This is a genomic window from Aliidiomarina quisquiliarum (genome assembly GCF_023922585.1).
Lineage (GTDB): Bacteria > Pseudomonadota > Gammaproteobacteria > Enterobacterales > Alteromonadaceae > Aliidiomarina > Aliidiomarina quisquiliarum.
On the sequence record NZ_JAMFTN010000017.1, the window covers coordinates 164,776 to 180,953 of the forward strand.

General features: G+C 45.1%; 16 protein-coding genes. 10 read left to right on the plus strand and 6 right to left on the minus strand.

Annotated features, from left to right (window positions below):
* Nucleotides 1-33: 33 nt before the first annotated feature.
* Entirely contained in the window at nucleotides 34-276 is a 243-nt protein-coding gene (locus tag M1L23_RS06465; RefSeq protein ID WP_252626442.1) for a VF530 family protein, read from the plus strand.
* Nucleotides 277-304: 28 nt separating this feature from the next.
* Here the strand turns inward: M1L23_RS06465 and M1L23_RS06470 are convergent, their stop codons facing one another.
* Together M1L23_RS06470 and M1L23_RS06475 are read right to left on the minus strand one after the other, a co-directional pair.
* Entirely contained in the window at nucleotides 305-550 is a 246-nt protein-coding gene (locus M1L23_RS06470; protein ID WP_252626444.1) for an OmpW family outer membrane protein, read from the minus strand.
* Between the two features lie 349 nt (nucleotides 551-899).
* Nucleotides 900-1,574 carry a DNA-3-methyladenine glycosylase I gene (locus tag M1L23_RS06475; RefSeq protein WP_252626446.1) on the minus strand — a complete coding sequence of 225 codons (675 nt, stop codon included), beginning with the start codon at nucleotides 1,572-1,574 and terminating at the stop codon, nucleotides 900-902.
* Between the two features lie 164 nt (nucleotides 1,575-1,738).
* Here M1L23_RS06475 and M1L23_RS06480 point away from each other — a divergent pair, with 164 nt between their 5' ends.
* Genes M1L23_RS06480 through M1L23_RS06490 form a run of 3 tightly spaced genes read left to right on the plus strand, consistent with a single transcriptional unit; the run spans nucleotide 1,739 to nucleotide 5,150 of the window.
* A complete protein-coding gene (locus tag M1L23_RS06480) occupies nucleotides 1,739-3,370 on the plus strand; it encodes a serine hydrolase domain-containing protein (RefSeq protein ID WP_252626447.1) in 1,632 nt (543 codons plus the stop codon).
* Between the two features lie 5 nt (nucleotides 3,371-3,375).
* Nucleotides 3,376-4,452, plus strand: coding sequence for a sensor histidine kinase (locus tag M1L23_RS06485; protein WP_252626449.1), 1,077 nt, complete (start codon nucleotides 3,376-3,378; stop codon nucleotides 4,450-4,452).
* Nucleotides 4,452-5,150, plus strand: coding sequence for a LytR/AlgR family response regulator transcription factor (locus tag M1L23_RS06490; protein ID WP_252626451.1), 699 nt, complete (start codon nucleotides 4,452-4,454; stop codon nucleotides 5,148-5,150). Before M1L23_RS06485 ends, M1L23_RS06490 begins: the two co-directional genes overlap by 1 nt.
* 8 nt (nucleotides 5,151-5,158) lie before the next feature.
* Here M1L23_RS06490 and M1L23_RS06495 read toward each other — a convergent pair whose 3' ends face one another.
* Complete coding sequence (locus M1L23_RS06495) at nucleotides 5,159-6,106, minus strand: phospholipase A (RefSeq protein WP_252626453.1); 948 nt, start codon at nucleotides 6,104-6,106, stop codon at nucleotides 5,159-5,161.
* 156 nt (nucleotides 6,107-6,262) lie between these two features.
* Here M1L23_RS06495 and M1L23_RS06500 point away from each other — a divergent pair, with 156 nt between their 5' ends.
* The 5 genes from M1L23_RS06500 (at nucleotide 6,263) to M1L23_RS06520 (ending at nucleotide 10,553) form a co-directional block, all read left to right on the plus strand.
* The gene (locus M1L23_RS06500) at nucleotides 6,263-6,880 is read left to right on the plus strand and encodes a PAS domain-containing protein (RefSeq protein WP_252626455.1); all 618 of its coding nucleotides are present in this window, start codon (nucleotides 6,263-6,265) and stop codon (nucleotides 6,878-6,880) included.
* On the plus strand, nucleotides 6,843-7,067 hold the full coding sequence (locus M1L23_RS06505) for a PAS domain-containing protein (protein ID WP_252626456.1): 225 nt from the start codon (nucleotides 6,843-6,845) through the stop codon (nucleotides 7,065-7,067). The genes M1L23_RS06500 and M1L23_RS06505 overlap by 38 nt, the downstream gene beginning before the upstream one ends.
* A gap of 44 nt (nucleotides 7,068-7,111) precedes the next feature.
* Complete coding sequence (locus M1L23_RS06510) at nucleotides 7,112-7,762, plus strand: GGDEF domain-containing protein (RefSeq protein ID WP_252626458.1); 651 nt, start codon at nucleotides 7,112-7,114, stop codon at nucleotides 7,760-7,762.
* Between the two features lie 16 nt (nucleotides 7,763-7,778).
* Complete coding sequence (locus tag M1L23_RS06515; RefSeq protein WP_252626459.1) at nucleotides 7,779-8,798, plus strand: GGDEF domain-containing protein; 1,020 nt, start codon at nucleotides 7,779-7,781, stop codon at nucleotides 8,796-8,798.
* A gap of 126 nt (nucleotides 8,799-8,924) precedes the next feature.
* Nucleotides 8,925-10,553: a methyl-accepting chemotaxis protein gene (locus M1L23_RS06520; protein WP_252626460.1), complete on the plus strand. Its 1,629-nt coding sequence runs from the start codon at nucleotides 8,925-8,927 to the stop codon at nucleotides 10,551-10,553.
* A gap of 6 nt (nucleotides 10,554-10,559) precedes the next feature.
* On the opposite strand, the gene M1L23_RS06525 is transcribed toward M1L23_RS06520, so the two are convergent.
* Both M1L23_RS06525 and M1L23_RS06530 read right to left on the minus strand, forming a co-directional pair.
* Nucleotides 10,560-11,006 carry a YaiI/YqxD family protein gene (locus M1L23_RS06525; RefSeq protein WP_252626563.1) on the minus strand — a complete coding sequence of 149 codons (447 nt, stop codon included), beginning with the start codon at nucleotides 11,004-11,006 and terminating at the stop codon, nucleotides 10,560-10,562.
* 49 nt (nucleotides 11,007-11,055) lie between these two features.
* Nucleotides 11,056-11,547, minus strand: a complete 492-nt coding sequence (locus M1L23_RS06530; protein WP_252626462.1) for a porin family protein — start codon at nucleotides 11,545-11,547, stop codon at nucleotides 11,056-11,058.
* A 190-nt stretch (nucleotides 11,548-11,737) separates the two neighbouring features.
* Between M1L23_RS06530 and M1L23_RS06535 the strand changes: the two genes are divergently transcribed.
* Nucleotides 11,738-13,798, plus strand: coding sequence for a tetratricopeptide repeat-containing diguanylate cyclase (locus M1L23_RS06535; RefSeq protein ID WP_252626467.1), 2,061 nt, complete (start codon nucleotides 11,738-11,740; stop codon nucleotides 13,796-13,798).
* A gap of 24 nt (nucleotides 13,799-13,822) precedes the next feature.
* On the opposite strand, the gene M1L23_RS06540 is transcribed toward M1L23_RS06535, so the two are convergent.
* The gene (locus M1L23_RS06540; protein ID WP_252626468.1) at nucleotides 13,823-16,144 is read right to left on the minus strand and encodes a S9 family peptidase; all 2,322 of its coding nucleotides are present in this window, start codon (nucleotides 16,142-16,144) and stop codon (nucleotides 13,823-13,825) included.
* Between the last annotated feature and the right edge of the window lie 34 nt (nucleotides 16,145-16,178).

Genomic DNA, 16,178 nt, shown 5'->3' on the forward strand with positions numbered 1-16,178 from the left:
TGCACTCACCTATTTTAGACCAAGAGACAGTACATGAAAAATGTAGAGCCCACATCGGCGCAACCTAAAAACCCATTACACAACATAACGCTGGAAACCGTGGTAACAAAGTTAGCGAAACACTACGGTTGGGAAGCGCTTGGTAAGAAAATAAATATTAAATGCTTTCAAAGTGACCCTTCAGTGAAGTCGTCGTTGAAATTCCTGCGTAAAACGCAATGGGCGCGCGATAAAGTTGAAAGTTTGTATGTGGCCACTTTTAAAAGTGACGCCTAGCCGCAGTTTGGGCGGCTAGGCTGATACGTTAAATAGACCAACGCAGGCCGAACATAACAACGGTAGGGTCGATTGTTACCTTCACTTGTTGCACGCTATTGCCATTTACTCGCACTTGGGCATCGGTGTCTAATTGCATTTTACTCACCATAAAGTGGAAGCCTAAGCTGTCAGAAATGGCATAGTTGAAACCAGCTTGTGCGGCTAAGCCCCATGAATCTTTAAGTTTTATTGAAACTTTATCAGCCCCAGTTGTTGTCAAACTTATAGTCAAAGGTTAAACCAAGCTGAGTATTACTGTTTACCCCAACGGCAGTACTATTGGCAGGAAGGCCGGCAACTTGTTCGATTACATTTAAAGAGCCGCTACTGTCACTTGGCATCACTGTAATGGCGCCGACATTTACAGCAAAGTTAGCGAGAGCAGGAGCAGAAGCAAGGCCTAAACCAACAATGATACCGAGATTAACGAGTGACTTTTTCAGAGGTGTTCTCCGATTAGAAAATATGTGGGTATTTTGCAGGAGAAATGGGGTAGGTTTTTGTATTAGATCAAGTAACAGACGGGGAATTGCCAGCTTCCAAGCAAAGCTTGTTATAGATCAAGGAAGCAAGCATGTTGATTAACGTGCGTCGAGGGTAAACGACAAAATTCGAGATAAGTGGCTGTAAGGAAGCCCTGTTTCTTCATGCCATTGATTAAATACGGCTTGGGCTTGGTCGAGGCCCTTTTTGCTGGTTGGGCTGGCGTCCATAAGGTTATGGTTCGTTAATGCAGTAACCACATCGAAAGAAAGAATAAAGCCGTCCCAGCCTTGCATACGCAAGAAATACTGCGACGTTGCACCTCCTAGGCGTTCACCATTCTTTTTCAACCAAAGTAATAACCCTACCTGATCATTTGACGGCCAATCGGCTAAAAATTTGCCAAAACTGCCGTGGCTTTCGCTAGCTTCAACAATCATGCGGGCGTTACGGGGTACAGTGCTTATTTTCTGCATATTGCGCACCACGCGCGCATCACTCGCTAAAGCTTCTAGGCGCTCCGGTGGGGCTTGTTGCCAATATCTAGGTATAAAACCACTGAAGGCTTCTTCAAAGCCTGTCCACTTATTGTCAATAATGCGCCACACAAAGCCGGCGCGGAATACACAGCGGGTTAAGTCTGACAAATAGCGGTCGTCGGCACGCGACTTCAGTTCGCTGGCGCTAGCTACGTGGGGTAAGTGGTCGGCAATAGCCGAGTCGCCACCTTTACGCTCTCTTGCCCGTTGATAAAAGTCTGAAAACTGAATCATAGTAGCTACCTTACTGTGCTTGAAAACCGCTTGTCATTGCTTTCGCCCGTTCGTCATATAGTTTACACAAGGGACTGTTAGTTATCTAAACTGAATACAAATTAAGATAGCTAAGTATAACTTCATTACCACCAATGTAATTTTTTCATAAAAGGAAACTAATTATGAGTATTTACAAGAGCACCATTGCGACACTTGCACTTGTAAGTAGCCTGCTACTTACACCGATAGGAGAAGTGCTAGCCAACAACGACTTAGACGGTGTTTGGCGGGGCGAGCTAGAAATACAAAGCGGTATTAGTTTAACCATAGGCTTAACCATTCAAAATGGTGAGCTGACGTTAGATAGCCCAAACCAAGGCATGTTTGGTAAGGTGCCGACAGAATACGAAGTTACTGCTGATAGCGTCACTTTTACAGACACTGACTTGTCGGCCACTTTTACTGCGATGGTGAAAAATGGTGCGCTAGACGGTACCTTTACCCAAGGTAAGGCAAGGCCTTTGGTATTGAGAAAATTGACTGAAAACGATTTAGCCCGCATGGCTTTTGAAGGCACTTATACGGGCGACTTATTGATTAATCGCCGCAATTCATTACCCTTACGCTTGAATATTGCCGTACTTCAGGGGGGCTTTTTGGCTACTTTAGACAGCCCTGCGCAAGAGTCTTATGGTATTCCAATTAGCGAAGTAAGCGTTACTGCTGAAGCTCTTAGTTTTAGTTCGCCAATGATAGGAGCAACATTCTCGGGTGAAGTTTCAGCTGAGAGCGAAGGCGGCTACGGGGGACAGTTTATTCAAGGTCAGGCACGCCCACTTACATTAAAAAAACTACAGCAAGGGGAGGCACCGAAGGAGTCCCCAAAGCCTAAGCTGGGGGATAACGGTGGTGCCGCTGCTGTTATTACCCCAGCGGGTGTAGAAACAACCTACTTTAAGGGCCAAAACAATCAAACCCAGTATGAAATAGGCTCGGTGAGTAAAACCTTTGTTGCTTACTTACTCGCCAAACAAGTCGTGGCAGGCAAAGTGGCGCTTAATGAAGCTGCCAACAATGTTTGGTCGGCCGTACCGAGCGGCATTACTTTTGCCCAGCTGGCAACCCACCATAGTGGGTTACCACGCTTGCCCGACGGCATGCTTGAGCAAGCAGACCCCCACGACCCTTATGTGCATTATGACACTGAAGACCTGCAGCAAACCCTTGAGACCGTGGTAGTGGGCCCACCTGATTATGAATATTCAAATTTAGGTTACGGCCTGCTAGGTGAACTGCTTGGTAAAGTAAATAATCAATCGTTTACTGCGGCGATAGAAGAGTCAATTTTAGTACCTTTTGAAATGGCGCACAGCTATGTGGCCTTACCAAATACGGAGCGAGGCTTAACTATTGGCCATGACATTCTAGGGGAGCCTAATTCACGTTGGCATTTTCAAGCGTTAGCTGGCGCTGGAGCAATAGTTTCAACCCTTGATGATATGGTGCGCTACACCCAAGCGATAGTGGCATTAAACAAAGACAATGATGCCGCGGTGCAACTTATGTTAACGCCAATACAAGACATTGGTGGCAAAACCCAGCAAGTCTTGGCATGGATTATAAGTGAAGATCAGCAAGGTAAGAAGTTTGCTTGGCATAATGGCCAAACAGCAGGTTTCACCAGCTTTGTGGGCTTCTACTTAGACGGTTCTCGAGCTGTAGTTGCGCTAAATAGTCAGTCGGTAAGCGTGAACCAAGAAGCTTTAGCGTTATTAGCAGGCGCTTCGCTTAGCAGCTTAACAGGGGCTGAATAACAACCATGGATAAACGCTACTACCTTCTCTATCAATTACTGGGCTGGCTACTTGTTTGGTCATTATTGATAGTAATTATTTACTTACGCCCATTTTTCGACTGGACTGAAGTAGTGTTTGCAAGCGTTTTAGTAGGTTCGGCAGGGGTGTTTTCTCATATCGCACGCAAGCTTTTTAGCAAAGGCGCGCAGAGCCATAGTGTGGCTTTGCAGTTTTTGTATTTTGCTTTCATGTCGCTGGTTGGCGCTTTGGTGGCAAGTGGTATGTTAGTGCTGGTGTTTTATGTATTTGCTCAAGGGGGCGTAATAGATCCAGTTCCGCCAGGCAAGTGGGGTTTTATAATACGGCATATTACTGTGGGGAACTCCTTTAACATGTTCGGGGCGTTGTTACTGTGGAGCGCGTTTTATATCACCATTATAAAAGTTCGCCAATTACGAGATACCAGTGAAGCGCTAGCGTCGAGCCAGCTAGAAGCTTTATCGCAACAACTGAACCCGCACTTTTTATTTAATATGTTGAATAACATTCGTGCACTGATATTAGAAGATCCAGCGCGCGCACGAGAAGCATTGGCCCGTTTAGCCGATATGTTGCGGTACTCGTTGCAACAAGGGAACCATTCGCAGCAGCATGCAAAGGTAACCTTGGCTGAGGAACTTTTAATCGCTGAAGAGTACGTGGCCTTGTGCAAAATTCAATTCGAGCAGCGGCTTAGTTATCATGTGGAAGTGACAGAAGAAGCGAAAGCTGCATTGGTGCCACGGTTGTTAATACAGCTTTGTATTGAAAATGCCATTAAACATGGTATTGGGCTGTTACGTGAAGGCGGCACCATACAGTTAACAGCCGAAATAAAAGCAGGCCGGTTACATATTAGCTTAACCAACCCGTGTCCATTAATAGAAAAGGTTAACGTGCAAGAGCAGAGCACAGGAATAGGATTAAGAAATATTCGTGACCGACTTAAGTTACTGTACGGTGACAAGTCAGCACAATTGGATTTTAGTAAAGCGAAACAAATAGACTTCGGGCAAGCAACGATTACCCTAGTGTTACCATTTGAGATGGAACAAGAATAATGATTCGAGTGGCAATTGTGGATGACAGCCGCCTAGCACGGCTGGAGTTAAAAGAGCAGTTACAAAGCCAAACCCAGTTTGAAGTGGTGGGTGAAGCGGCAAGTGTTGAAGAAGCGGTACAACTATTAGAAAGTGTCGCAATTGATTTACTGTTGCTTGATATAGACCTGCCCGACGGCGACGGCTTCGATGTGCTAACCCAAGCAGACTCTGTACCCCAGGTTATTTTTGTTACCGCGTTTGATGAATTTGCTATTAAGTCGTTTGAATTTAATGCGCTAGACTATTTATTAAAACCGGTGCGTAGCGAGCGTTTACAACAAGCACTAGAAAAAGTGGTGCCCCATAGTGCTGTACCAGACAAACTAAAGGCGGATCAACGAATTTTTATCAAAGACGGCGAGCAATGCTTTTTTGTGAACTTAAGCGATGTTTACGCCTTTGAGGCTATGGGAAACTACACGCGGGTGCATTTAGCCAAAGACATTCCAGCCATTTACCGGCCACTAAGTGCCGTAGCGGAACGTTTGGAGCAGCAATTTTTTCGCGCCAGTCGCAGCTGGATCGTCAATACGGACTACATAGACAGTATTGACGCTGCCTTAAGCGGCGGTTTTGAAGTAAAGCTTAGAAACAAGTTGAAAATTAACATTTCCAAGCGCCAAGCCAGCGAGTTTAGGCGTTTATGGTCACTGTAACTACTCATTTAAAGGTTCAGTAGTAAAAAGCCTATGCCAATACGCGTTTGTCGATGATTGTAGTCAAGCAAAGTTTCGCCGTAGCCACTAAATATTTGTAGCTGAATACGCACACCTTCAGGCTGTCTTTTGGTAAGTGGGTAAGTAACGTCGAGCTGCCAGCTACCTCGTTCCATTGAAAAATATTGCCCAGATCGTTCTAAGCTAATACTTGTTCGGCCTACAAGGCTAGTTAGCCGAGTTTCCAAATTACCTTTAAAATATATTAGGTCGGGGTTGTCGTCTTTTTCGAGGGGCTCATTGACCCTATTTTTATAGGTGCTTTCCAATAACAATGGGCCTAGACTCATGGCGGCACTCACATGCCAGTAATTCCAGCTGCGAGATTCAGGCTTACTTTGGCCGTTTGAATGGTGAGCTAAACCCACCCGAACCATTTCAATACCTAATTCACCAGGGATAAGGTCGTATTTTTGGCTGACGGGTATAACATAAAATATATCTGGGTTATGGTCGGTACTGCGGAAAGGGCGCGATAAGTCGTTATTCCATGCTTGCCACAAGGATGTTTGCGTGTAAGAAACCCATAAATCGGCATTTGGTAGTAGAAAATTTTCTAAAACCTTGGTGCGGAATGAAAATTGTAGTTTAACCTCCTCGTTTTTATATTGGGTTTGCTCTTCAACAGGCCCACGCGTTGGACTATGGGGTTGCATATTAATATTATTACTATAGTTATAGAGTAGTACGTAATTCGAACGATAAGTGCGCAGGGTGTATAAACCACGTTTGTCGTCTTCATTTAGCTCCCAAAACTGATTAAGAAGGGCGCTTGGTGGGTTTAGTGCTGGGCTTTCCGAGTCGTTAGTCTCAGCTTCAGAGGCTAGCGCTGCAGGGGCGCTGTGGCTAGTTAATAGCATTAAAAAGACCAGTGTAAATAAAGTGTAGCGTGGCACGAGTCGCTCCTTTTTGTATTTATATTCAGAAACCTGACCAAGAATAGTGTAACAGCCCACATGGAAAACATTGCTGTTTTTTTATCTTACCTAGTGTGCTTTACTTAACGTCAACAACTAAGCTTATTAGCAGAATTAACGCAAGGGTTTTCCTTAGTGCAACACAGTGATAAAGAAAAGTTATTTTGGCTCGAAGCTATTATCAGCGGCGCGCAATTGGGCACCTGGATTTGGAATGTGCAAACCGATGAAACGCGGATGAAGCACAAAGATGGCCATTGGATGTGGGTGCGTGATAGTGCCAAGGTTGTTACTTATACAGACGCTGGCCAACCAGAGTGGATAGCGGCTACCCATATTGATATTACCGAAGAGAAAAACGCGCAACAAAACATAGCGCGCCTATCAAAAATTTCGCAAACCATGCCAGGTATGATCTATGAGTATCGTTTGTGTGCCAACGGACAAAGCTCTTTCCCATTTTGTAGCGATGGCGTAACAGGCATTTATGGGCTGACCCCAGAACAGGTGGCTGACGACGCCAGTGTTGTATTTGATTTAATTCATCCGAACGACTTGGACAGTTTAAAGTCGTCAATTATTGATTCTGCTGAAACCTTCGACGAATGGTTTGTGGAGTATCGGATAGTAGTGAATGGAGAAGAAAAGTGGGTAACGGAGCATTCTATTCCAGAGCGAAACAGTGACGGAAGTACCTCGTGGTTTGGGCAACTGATTGACACCACAGAAGAAAAAAAACAGGCTCAAGCTTGAGCGTTATCAAGCCGACTTAGAGCGGGCGCAGCGTATTGGTCAGCTTGGTTATTGGCAGGCTAATTTGATCACTGGCGAATTGTTTTGGTCGGACATGATTTATGAGATATTTGGTGTGCACAAGCGTGAATTTGAGCCTTCAATTGAGGCCTTTAACAGCGTTGTACACCCTGACGATTTAGCCTAGTACATGCAAGTGAAGAGCAAGCAAAAATTACAGGCGTGCATGACGTGGTGCATCGGATTGTTCGACCCAATGGAGAAATACGGTGGGTGCATGAGTTAGCCGACTTTAATGACAACGACAAAAATACCATGCTAGTAGGCACAGTAAGGGATATAACCCAGCAAAAAATATATGAATTAGACCTTGAACGGTTAAGTTTAACCGATGAACTAACGGGGGCTTATAATCGCCGTTATTGTTATAACCGTTTAGACCAATTACTGGGTTCTGCTGTGAAAAGGGGGTTCCAGTGGCTTTGGCCGTGCTTGATATCGATTTTTTCAAAAAAGGTTAATGATACGTACGGCCATGACATTGGTGACTCGGTGCTTAAGCAGTTTGCCAACCAAGTAAAGAAATTAAGCCGTAGTACAGATGTTTTTGCCCGTTATGGTGGTGAAGAGTTTGTGCTAATTATGGAGAACTGTGACTTAATTGGCGCGTATAGGCGGGTTGAGCGTATACGGCAAGCTATAGAAGAGTTTAAAATGTTGACTACAGCAGGAGAGCTTACGGTTACTGTAACAGCTGGAGTGGCAAAAATTAATGCACAAGACAGCAGCGTGGAAGATGTATTTAAAAGAGCAGATCAAGCCTTATATTTAGGTAAGAAGCAAGGTCGCAACCAAGTGGTTTTAGCGGAACAAAGCAACTGAAAAGAGACCCACAGTTATGGCAAGCATAGACCATACGGCGTATGAAAAAGACCACCAAGTAAGCTTAATCAAGTCAATTCTGCTGGTTGTAATTGGCTTTTCGCTCTTTGCAGGTTTAACCAACTTTGCTTTTTTTGATTCGTATCTGCTTGGCTCGTTAAATGTTGTAAGTGTTATTCTTTCGTTGTTGGTGGCATTTTATTATCACCGTAGTGCTAATGTTAAGGTAACGTCTTGGTTACTATGCGGCATTGTAGTTTTTAATATGCTCTCTCTTATAGGTATTACTAAGGGCTCTTCTTACACATTAATATGGATGACAATACTGCCGCCTATTTGCTTTTTTTTACTGGGTCGTAAGGGTGGTAGTTGGGCTGTAGGGCTTAGTTTTGGAATTGTAGCTGGCTATGTTTTTTATATGCGCACAGAAAAAATAACTAGCTCGTTCACTAATGGTGCATTTCTTAATATATTTTGTGCATTTGTAGTGTTGTGGTTGCTTTTTAGGCACTACGAAGAGTCGCGGGAAAATGCTTATTCAGCGTTGGAACGCTTATCAATTACCGACAAGTTAACAGGTTTGAATAATCGCAGTAGGTTAGACGAAATACTAACGGAGCAGTTGGGTATAGCGAACCGTATGAAGCAGCCCATGGTAGTGGTGCTAGCAGACTGTGACCATTTTAAAGTGGTTAACGATAAGTATGGCCACTTATACGGCGACTATGTGCTGAAAACCCTCGCCGAAATACTCGTTTCACATGTTCGAGAAGGCGACTTTGTCGGCCGCTGGGGCGGAGAAGAATTTTTAATTGTTTGCCCCGACACCACCATAAAGGAAGCAGAAATATTAATTGAGCGACTACGAGAAAAAATAGCGTCATTTCCGCTACGGCTGAAACGGAATGTAACCATGACGTTTGGAATAGCAGGAAAAAAAGAAAATGACGATATGACCAACATAGTAAACCGTGCGGATAAAGCTTTATACCAAGGAAAAAAGGCAGGCCGTAACACAGTAAAAGTGTATGAATAAAGCGTGAAAGAATAATTATTAGCCTTATTAAATATTTTTTTGTTCTGTATCATACTCAAACAGGCAAAAGTGGTTATATTACATACTACCTTTGATTAGTTAACAGCATGTAATGAGGGAAGGATTTTGAATCAACAATGGTCGTGGTTTAACCGTTTAAATATTGGTACCAAGCTGGTTTCCAGTTTTGGAGTGCTTGTTGCGTTAATGGTTATGGTGACATTGCTTATTCACTCAGGCTTAGCCAGTGTGAATAAGTCGTCGGCTGATGCTCGCGAACAACTAAATACATCAATGCTGCAAGTTGAACGCGAGGTAGACCATGTTGTTTGGGCCAATCGGCTGGCAAACAGCTTGCTACTAGACTCGCCATTTGAAGAGCAGCTTGATCCTACTCAGTGCGCCTTCGGCCGTTGGTATAACGCCTTTCGTAACTCAGACGTATATAAGCAAAGCTCGCCGGCACTTAAGCAGGCTTTCGACGCGTTGAATCAGCCTCATATTGACTTGCATGCAACGGCTACAGACATTACCACAGCAAGAAGTGCAGCAGAAAAGCATCGCATTTACGAACAAAAAACCTTAGGTAATTTGGGTGAAATGCGCGTGGGTATAGACCGCGTACGGCGCATTTTAAATGACGAAAGCAATGCTCAAGTAGAGCAAGCCGCACAGGCATCGTCGCGGGCGTTATTCATTATTTGGTTAACCATGCTGGTGTCTATTGTTGCAGCTATTGTAATGGCATTTATTTTACGCTCGAATATTTCAAGCCCAATGCAGCGCTTGCAAGCGCGCGCAGAAGATATTGCAAATGGCGACTTGCGTGGAAAGGCTTTGCCGGTAACCAGCGGTGATGAAATTGGCTTAGCAACACGTTCTTTTAATAGCATGCAAAAACGTTTGCACGAATTAGTGACTACATTAAATGTGAACGCCACCCAGCTTGCTAAAAGCGCTACCCACTCTTCTGAAGTAGCTGCCCGTGCCGACTCGGCGCTAAACATTCAAGCGAATGAAATTGAGCAGTTGGCAACAGCGATGAATGAAATGTCGGCAACTATTTCTGAGGTGGCTCAGCATGCTCAAATGACATCGGAAGCTTCAGAAAACTCACGTAAAAACACTGACCATGGCCAGCAAGTGGTGCAAGAAGTGATTAGCGCTATTAATGCGCTGGCTAAAGAAGTGAGCTTCGCAAGTGACAAAATTACCATGTTAAAAGACGAAAGTATTAGCATAGGTGGCATTTTAGATACCATTGAAAGCATTGCCGAGCAAACCAACTTACTTGCCCTGAACGCTGCCATTGAAGCGGCCCGTGCCGGTGAGCAAGGACGTGGCTTTGCAGTGGTCGCCGACGAAGTTCGAACTTTAGCGGCACGAACTGCAGCGGCAACCACAGAAATACAAACCATGATAAACCGTTTGCAAGCTACGGCCGAAGAGTCGGTACACACCATGAATGCGGGTGTTTCTCTGGCTAGCGATGGGGTAGAAAAAGCCGATGCAGCAGAAAAATCGTTACTAGAAATACGCCAGTCGGTACTTTCTATTACTGATATGACACACCAAATTGCTAGTGCAACAGAAGAGCAAGCGGCCGTAGTTCAAGAAATGGACCGTAATTTGTCTAAGGTAAATGAGTTAACGGAAGACACTCGAGACGGTTCACGTGAAGCAGATCAAGTGTCTGCCTTAGTAGATGAGCAAGCAAAAGAACTATTGAAGCTAGCTGGCCAGTTTAATGTTTAAATAGCATTACTTTCGACGAGCAAGGATGCGGTCGAGAGTATCTGCAAATGCTTTGCGGTCGCGCTGCCCCAAAGGAGCGGGGCCAGCATGGTGAACGCCAGAACTTCGCATGGTGTCCATAAAGTCTCGCATGTTTAATCGCTCGCGAATATTTTCTGGGGTGAATAACTCTCCTCGGGGGCTTAGTACTAAAGCCCCTTTTTCAATTGCCTCCGCAGCCAGCGGAATGTCTGCTGAAATAATTAAATCACCCACTTTGCAACGCCGCACTATTTCGTCGTCGGCCACATCGAAGCCGTCGGCTACCCGAACGCTTTGTATATAAATTGAAGGGGGGTGGTTTACAAGCCGATTAGCAATAAGAATAAGTTTAATTTGCTGGCGCTGGGCAACGCGAAATAAAATATCGCGAATAACGGCAGGGCAAGCATCGGCGTCGACATAAATATTCATTGTTGTCATTTAATGGCCGTTATCCAGCAGAGTGAGGCGCAAAGATTGCTTAAAACGCTAAGCGTACGCCGAAGCCGAACTCGTTTTTAATATCGTTCGTGTTTACGCGGTAACCTGCTTCAACAGAAAACTTGTTATTGAAATCATAACGAACGGAAGTATGTACAGAGAAGAAACCGTTGACAGCAGAGTCGTAGCTAGCTTTAACGTTGAATGGAATACCCATAATACTTGAATGGTAACCAACGCCAGCAATTGCTCCTGTAGCGCTACTAAATCCGCTGTCGTAGTGGCTTGCGCCCGCTATGGCAAAAAAATTATCGTGGAGTGCATACTCTGCTGTGGCACGTACAACAAAATCGAGGGCGTCGAGGTACTGACCATGAATAGATAACTTGTCGTTCAATGTCGTGCCGGCAGTTAAAGATAAGTCGCTATTATAAAAATCATATAAAGACAGACCTAAATAAGAGCCAGCGGTTGCTGAGCCGGATACTGCAAGTGCTGAAGTTACAGCGGCAGCAAGAACTAGTTTTCTCATAATAAGAACCTTTGTTGGTTTATGTACTTAGCCAGCTAAACCACTGGCAGCACATTAAAAGTATTGGTGTTATCGCCATTATATTAAGCGAAGCATTGTTGCTACACTGTAACCATAATGCAACGTTAGTCTGTCGCTTTTACACAAAATTTGATACAAGTTACTAAAATAAGAACATAAGGTACAGTTGATGTGCACTTTTAAGCTTTGGCAAAAGTTAATTCCCATTCTATTGTTCATTATTTCCACGAATGCTTATGCAGTTTCAGCCAGCGATGTAAGCCTTCATGAAAATGCCGACATTGAAGCACAATTAGATCAATATTTGCTGCGCTTTTCTCGCGGTGAGTCAAAGCTTTCAGAACTAGAACAGATTGTCTCACAAGTTACTCCTAATACTCCCATACTTACCCAAACACGGGCTCGTGGTTATTATATTTTAACGTCTATTAATCCGGAAAACCTTGATGAAAGCTGGCGCTTAGCAATGGAAATATTAAAAGTAGCAGAAGCCAGCGGCGTGATTGACGCTATAGTAGATGCTCGAACGGTGTTGGTAAGCTTGCATTACTATGGAGGAAACACTGAAGATGCGCTGGTTGAGCTGGAGCAAATGCAGCGCTATTTAGACCATGTGGCTTCGCCACGAGTGCGTTACTTTGCTCACAATTTAGCAGGCCGGCTATTGCGTTCGGTAGGAGATTTTGAAAAAGCCTTGGCTCATTTTTTATTAGCCGCAAATGCTGTGCGAGAAACGGATGATGTACTTACCCTGCGTAGAAGGTTGTTTATTACGGAAGGTATAGCTCGAGTGCAAGCAAGTTTGCGGCATTATGATGTAGCCCTTAACTATGCTAACCAGCTTATTGATACGGCCGAAGCAGAAGGTTTAGAAAATGAACTGGCACGCTTGTATTTGTTTAGAGGCTACCTTGAAAGCATGCTAGATCAACGTGAAAACTCAATTCATAGCCATGAATTAGCCATTACATGGGGCCGCCAGTTTGGGGCCGATGAAGTTGTTTTACTAAGCATGAACAATATTGGCTCGTCGCTGATGGAAGTTGAGCGCTACGAAGAAGCGCAGAGTATTTTACAAGAAGCGCTGCTGGAAGCACAGCGGCAAAACGATGAACGCACCATTCACTTGCTTAACTTCAATTTAAGCTATATCGACGTTATGTTAGGTAATGTGGGTCAAGGCATTGCAGGGATAGAGGATGCAGCTAAGTTAATACGAGCTGACGTGGCCGATGCAGAATATGTAGACGTATTAAAGTACCTTGCCGACGCCTATACCAAAGCGGGCATGTTGGAGCGCACTATTGAGGTGCTAAAAGAGCAGCGTGCCATGCAACAAGCATTGGCAGTAAAAGAGCGAGATAAAGCCCTAGCCGAACTTCAAACGCGTTATCGAGCAAATGAACAAGCAGCAGAAATAGAACTACTAGAGCAGCGTAACCAAGTGCAAGAAGGCGACTTGGTAAATGCTCGGTTACAACAGCGCATTTTTATTCTTCTTAGTATAGTTATTGTGCTGGCATCTATTTTATTGTTCTTAGCTTGGCGTACAGCACGGCAGGCAAACTTGCGTTTAAAGTCAGTGAATTTAGAGCTTGAGTATCAGTCGACGCATGATCCGTTAACGGGGCTATTAAACCGCCGCTCATTTCAAGCCGCAATGAATAACCATCAGCGCCAATCAGACGCTCGTATTGAAGGTCGCCACCCCGATGCACTGTTATTGTTGGATATTGATTACTTTAAGAAAATAAACGACCGCAGCGGCCATGCAGCAGGCGACAAAGTACTTGTTGAAATAGCCAGAAGACTTAATAAAGTGACTCGCAATACCGACATGGTGGTGCGCTGGGGCGGTGAAGAATTCCTGATTTATTTACGAGAAATGGATCCTGGCCATTTAGCAGAATTTACCGAGCGGGCGTTACATATACTTGGTAGCACGCCAGTGAAGTGCGGCCATCGCGACTTAGTTGTAACGGCCACCGCAGGGTTTATTACTTTGCCTTTCAGTGGTTTAAACGAAGAAGAGCTGGGGTGGGAGCGTTGTTTACAAATTGCAGATATGGCGCTTTACATTGGTAAAGTACAAGGGCGTAACCAAGGCTTGGGCGTTATGGAGTTAATGGTAGACTTCGAGCAAGCTCAGGAAGCGCTTGAGAACGATTTAACCGGAGCGATTGAAAAAGGCTGGGTCCGGGTTGTTCACATAGCCGGACCCAACGTTTAGTTTGCGTTGCTTTTGTTTACGCCATTACTCGGCGTTTACAGGAAGTGTTTCATAAAAGAACTGGGCTTTTAAAGTGCGAAAGTGCAGCGTGGTTCCTTCGCCTTCGGTAATACCATGGCTTCTATTCGGGTAGGCCATAAAGCGGAACTGCTTTTGGTGGCGTATAAGTTCGTCTTGTAGCCGTTCTGTACCTTGATAATGCACGTTGTCGTCGCCTGTGCCGTGTATAAGTAATAGCTCGCCCACTAAGTTTTTAGCGTGGCTGATGGCCGAGGTTTCTGCATAACCTGCGGCGGCTTCAGGTAATAAACCTGAATAACGCTCTTGGTAAATAGTGTCATATAGCCGCAGATCAGGTACTGGTGCCGAGGCTATGCCCACATGGAAAAGTTCAGGGTAACGAAATAAGGCGTTCAAGGTTTGTGAGCCACCGCCACTATGGCCCCAAATACCTACCCGATTTCCGTCTAACCACTGCCAACGTGCCAACATACCTTTTAATGCATCGGCTTGATCGCGCACCGTAACAATACCCAGCTTTTTATAAATAGAGTGGCGCCAAGCTTGGCCTCGCGGCGAGCGAGTTCCGCGATTATCAACAGAAGCTACCACATAGCCTAATTGTGTCATGTATTCATGCCATAACCATAAATGCCCTAGCCAGCTGTCGGACACGGTTTGCCCCCAAGGTTCGCCGTATACGAACATGATCAACGGGTATTTTTTATTTGGGTCGAAATTGGCTGGCTTCATGATGTAACCGTCGAGCATTAATCCGTCTTGAGCACTTACTTGGAAAAACTCGGTGGTGTTCGTTACTCTTTCTGCCAAGCGCTCAGCTAACCGAGTATTAAGCTCAATGTCTTGAATAACCTTGTGATCAGGCAGGCGCACCATGCGGGTTTGATTAGGTACGCCTACACGCGAAAAAGTATGAATTGCAAAGCGACCGTCTTTGGCTATTTTATAACTGTTGGTGCCTTCCCAGTTGCTAGGTGTTAAGCGTTCTGGAGCAGATTGGCCATTTAAGTTAACGCGGTATAAATAGCGCTGTAAGGGCGTGTCGGGCGAGGCAATGTAATAAGCATAGCCTTGGCCTTGTTCGTTAGCGACAATTTCAAGCAATTGCACCACATCGTGGTTGCCAGTAGTTAGTGCGGTTAACTTGCCGTTTTCAATATCGGCGTCGTAACGGTATAGGTGGCGATAGCCACTACGTTCACTTTGCCAGGTAAAGCTTTTGCCGTTGCGGAAAAAGCGCACGTCGTCGACTTGTTCAACCCAAGCGTTACTTTGCTCAGTAATTACTTGCTTAGTGTTACCTGTTGTTCGGTCGGCAATGAGCACATTTAATTTATTCTGTGCACGATTCATGTGCTGAATCATTAAGCTGTCGTTATTTCCAGCCCACTCCATGCGAACCACGTAATGTTGGCGTGGATCGCCGCTCAGCTTCATCCATTGTGTGTCACCGCCAGTGGCAGGTATAACGCCCACGCGCAAAGCCGAGTTGGTTTGGCCCACTTTCGGGTAGGGAAAAGTAGTTAGCGTGGGGTAAAGCTCCGACACGTTGTCGATCATGGTGAACACAGGAACGTCGGTGGTGTCGACCTGCCAATACGCAATGTGCTGTCCATTTGGCGACCAGCGGAAACCGTCTTGTAGGCCAAATTCTTCTTCGTTCACCCAATCGAAAGTACCATTTATAGTATGTTCGCCACCGTCGAAGGTTAATTGTGTAATGGCCTTGGTAGCTAGGTGTTGAACGTACAAATTATTGCCTTGCACATAGGCAACATGCTGGCCTTGGGGATCAAACTTGGCAAACTGCAGGCTTGACACCGGCGCATTGCCACCTAGCTTAACGAGGTTGTTGGTACTACGGTCGAGCACCCAATAGTCGCCTAGGGTGTGGGTACGCCAAGAGCGTACGGTATTGGTGAAAATAAGCACTTTGCTGCCATCGTTTGACCACTGGTAGTCTGCAACTGTAAGCGCCTTGTTGCTGCCCTTAGGCGTAAGTTGACGCACTGATACCAGCACGTCGCGCTGGCCTGTTTCAGGGTGGTAACGCACAATGGCCTGGCCTGCTTCTTGAGTACTACTAGGTTCAACGGACTTGGGCTTTTCTAATGTGGTGTAACCAGAGCCATCGTCGAGCCAGCGTGTAGCAGGTACAGCGGCAGGTTTGAAATACGAGTCTTGATAAAGCTCAGCCAAGGAAAATGTAGTGTCGTTAGGCAAAGTGGTTGAATTGCGCTGTTGGTGTTTGTGGTTCGTAGTTTGACAGCCAAGCAGTGTCATTGAAACTGCCACAGCTAACAATAAAGAGTAGCGAAAAGTCATGTGGTTTCTCATTGTTATTGATGTGTACATATTC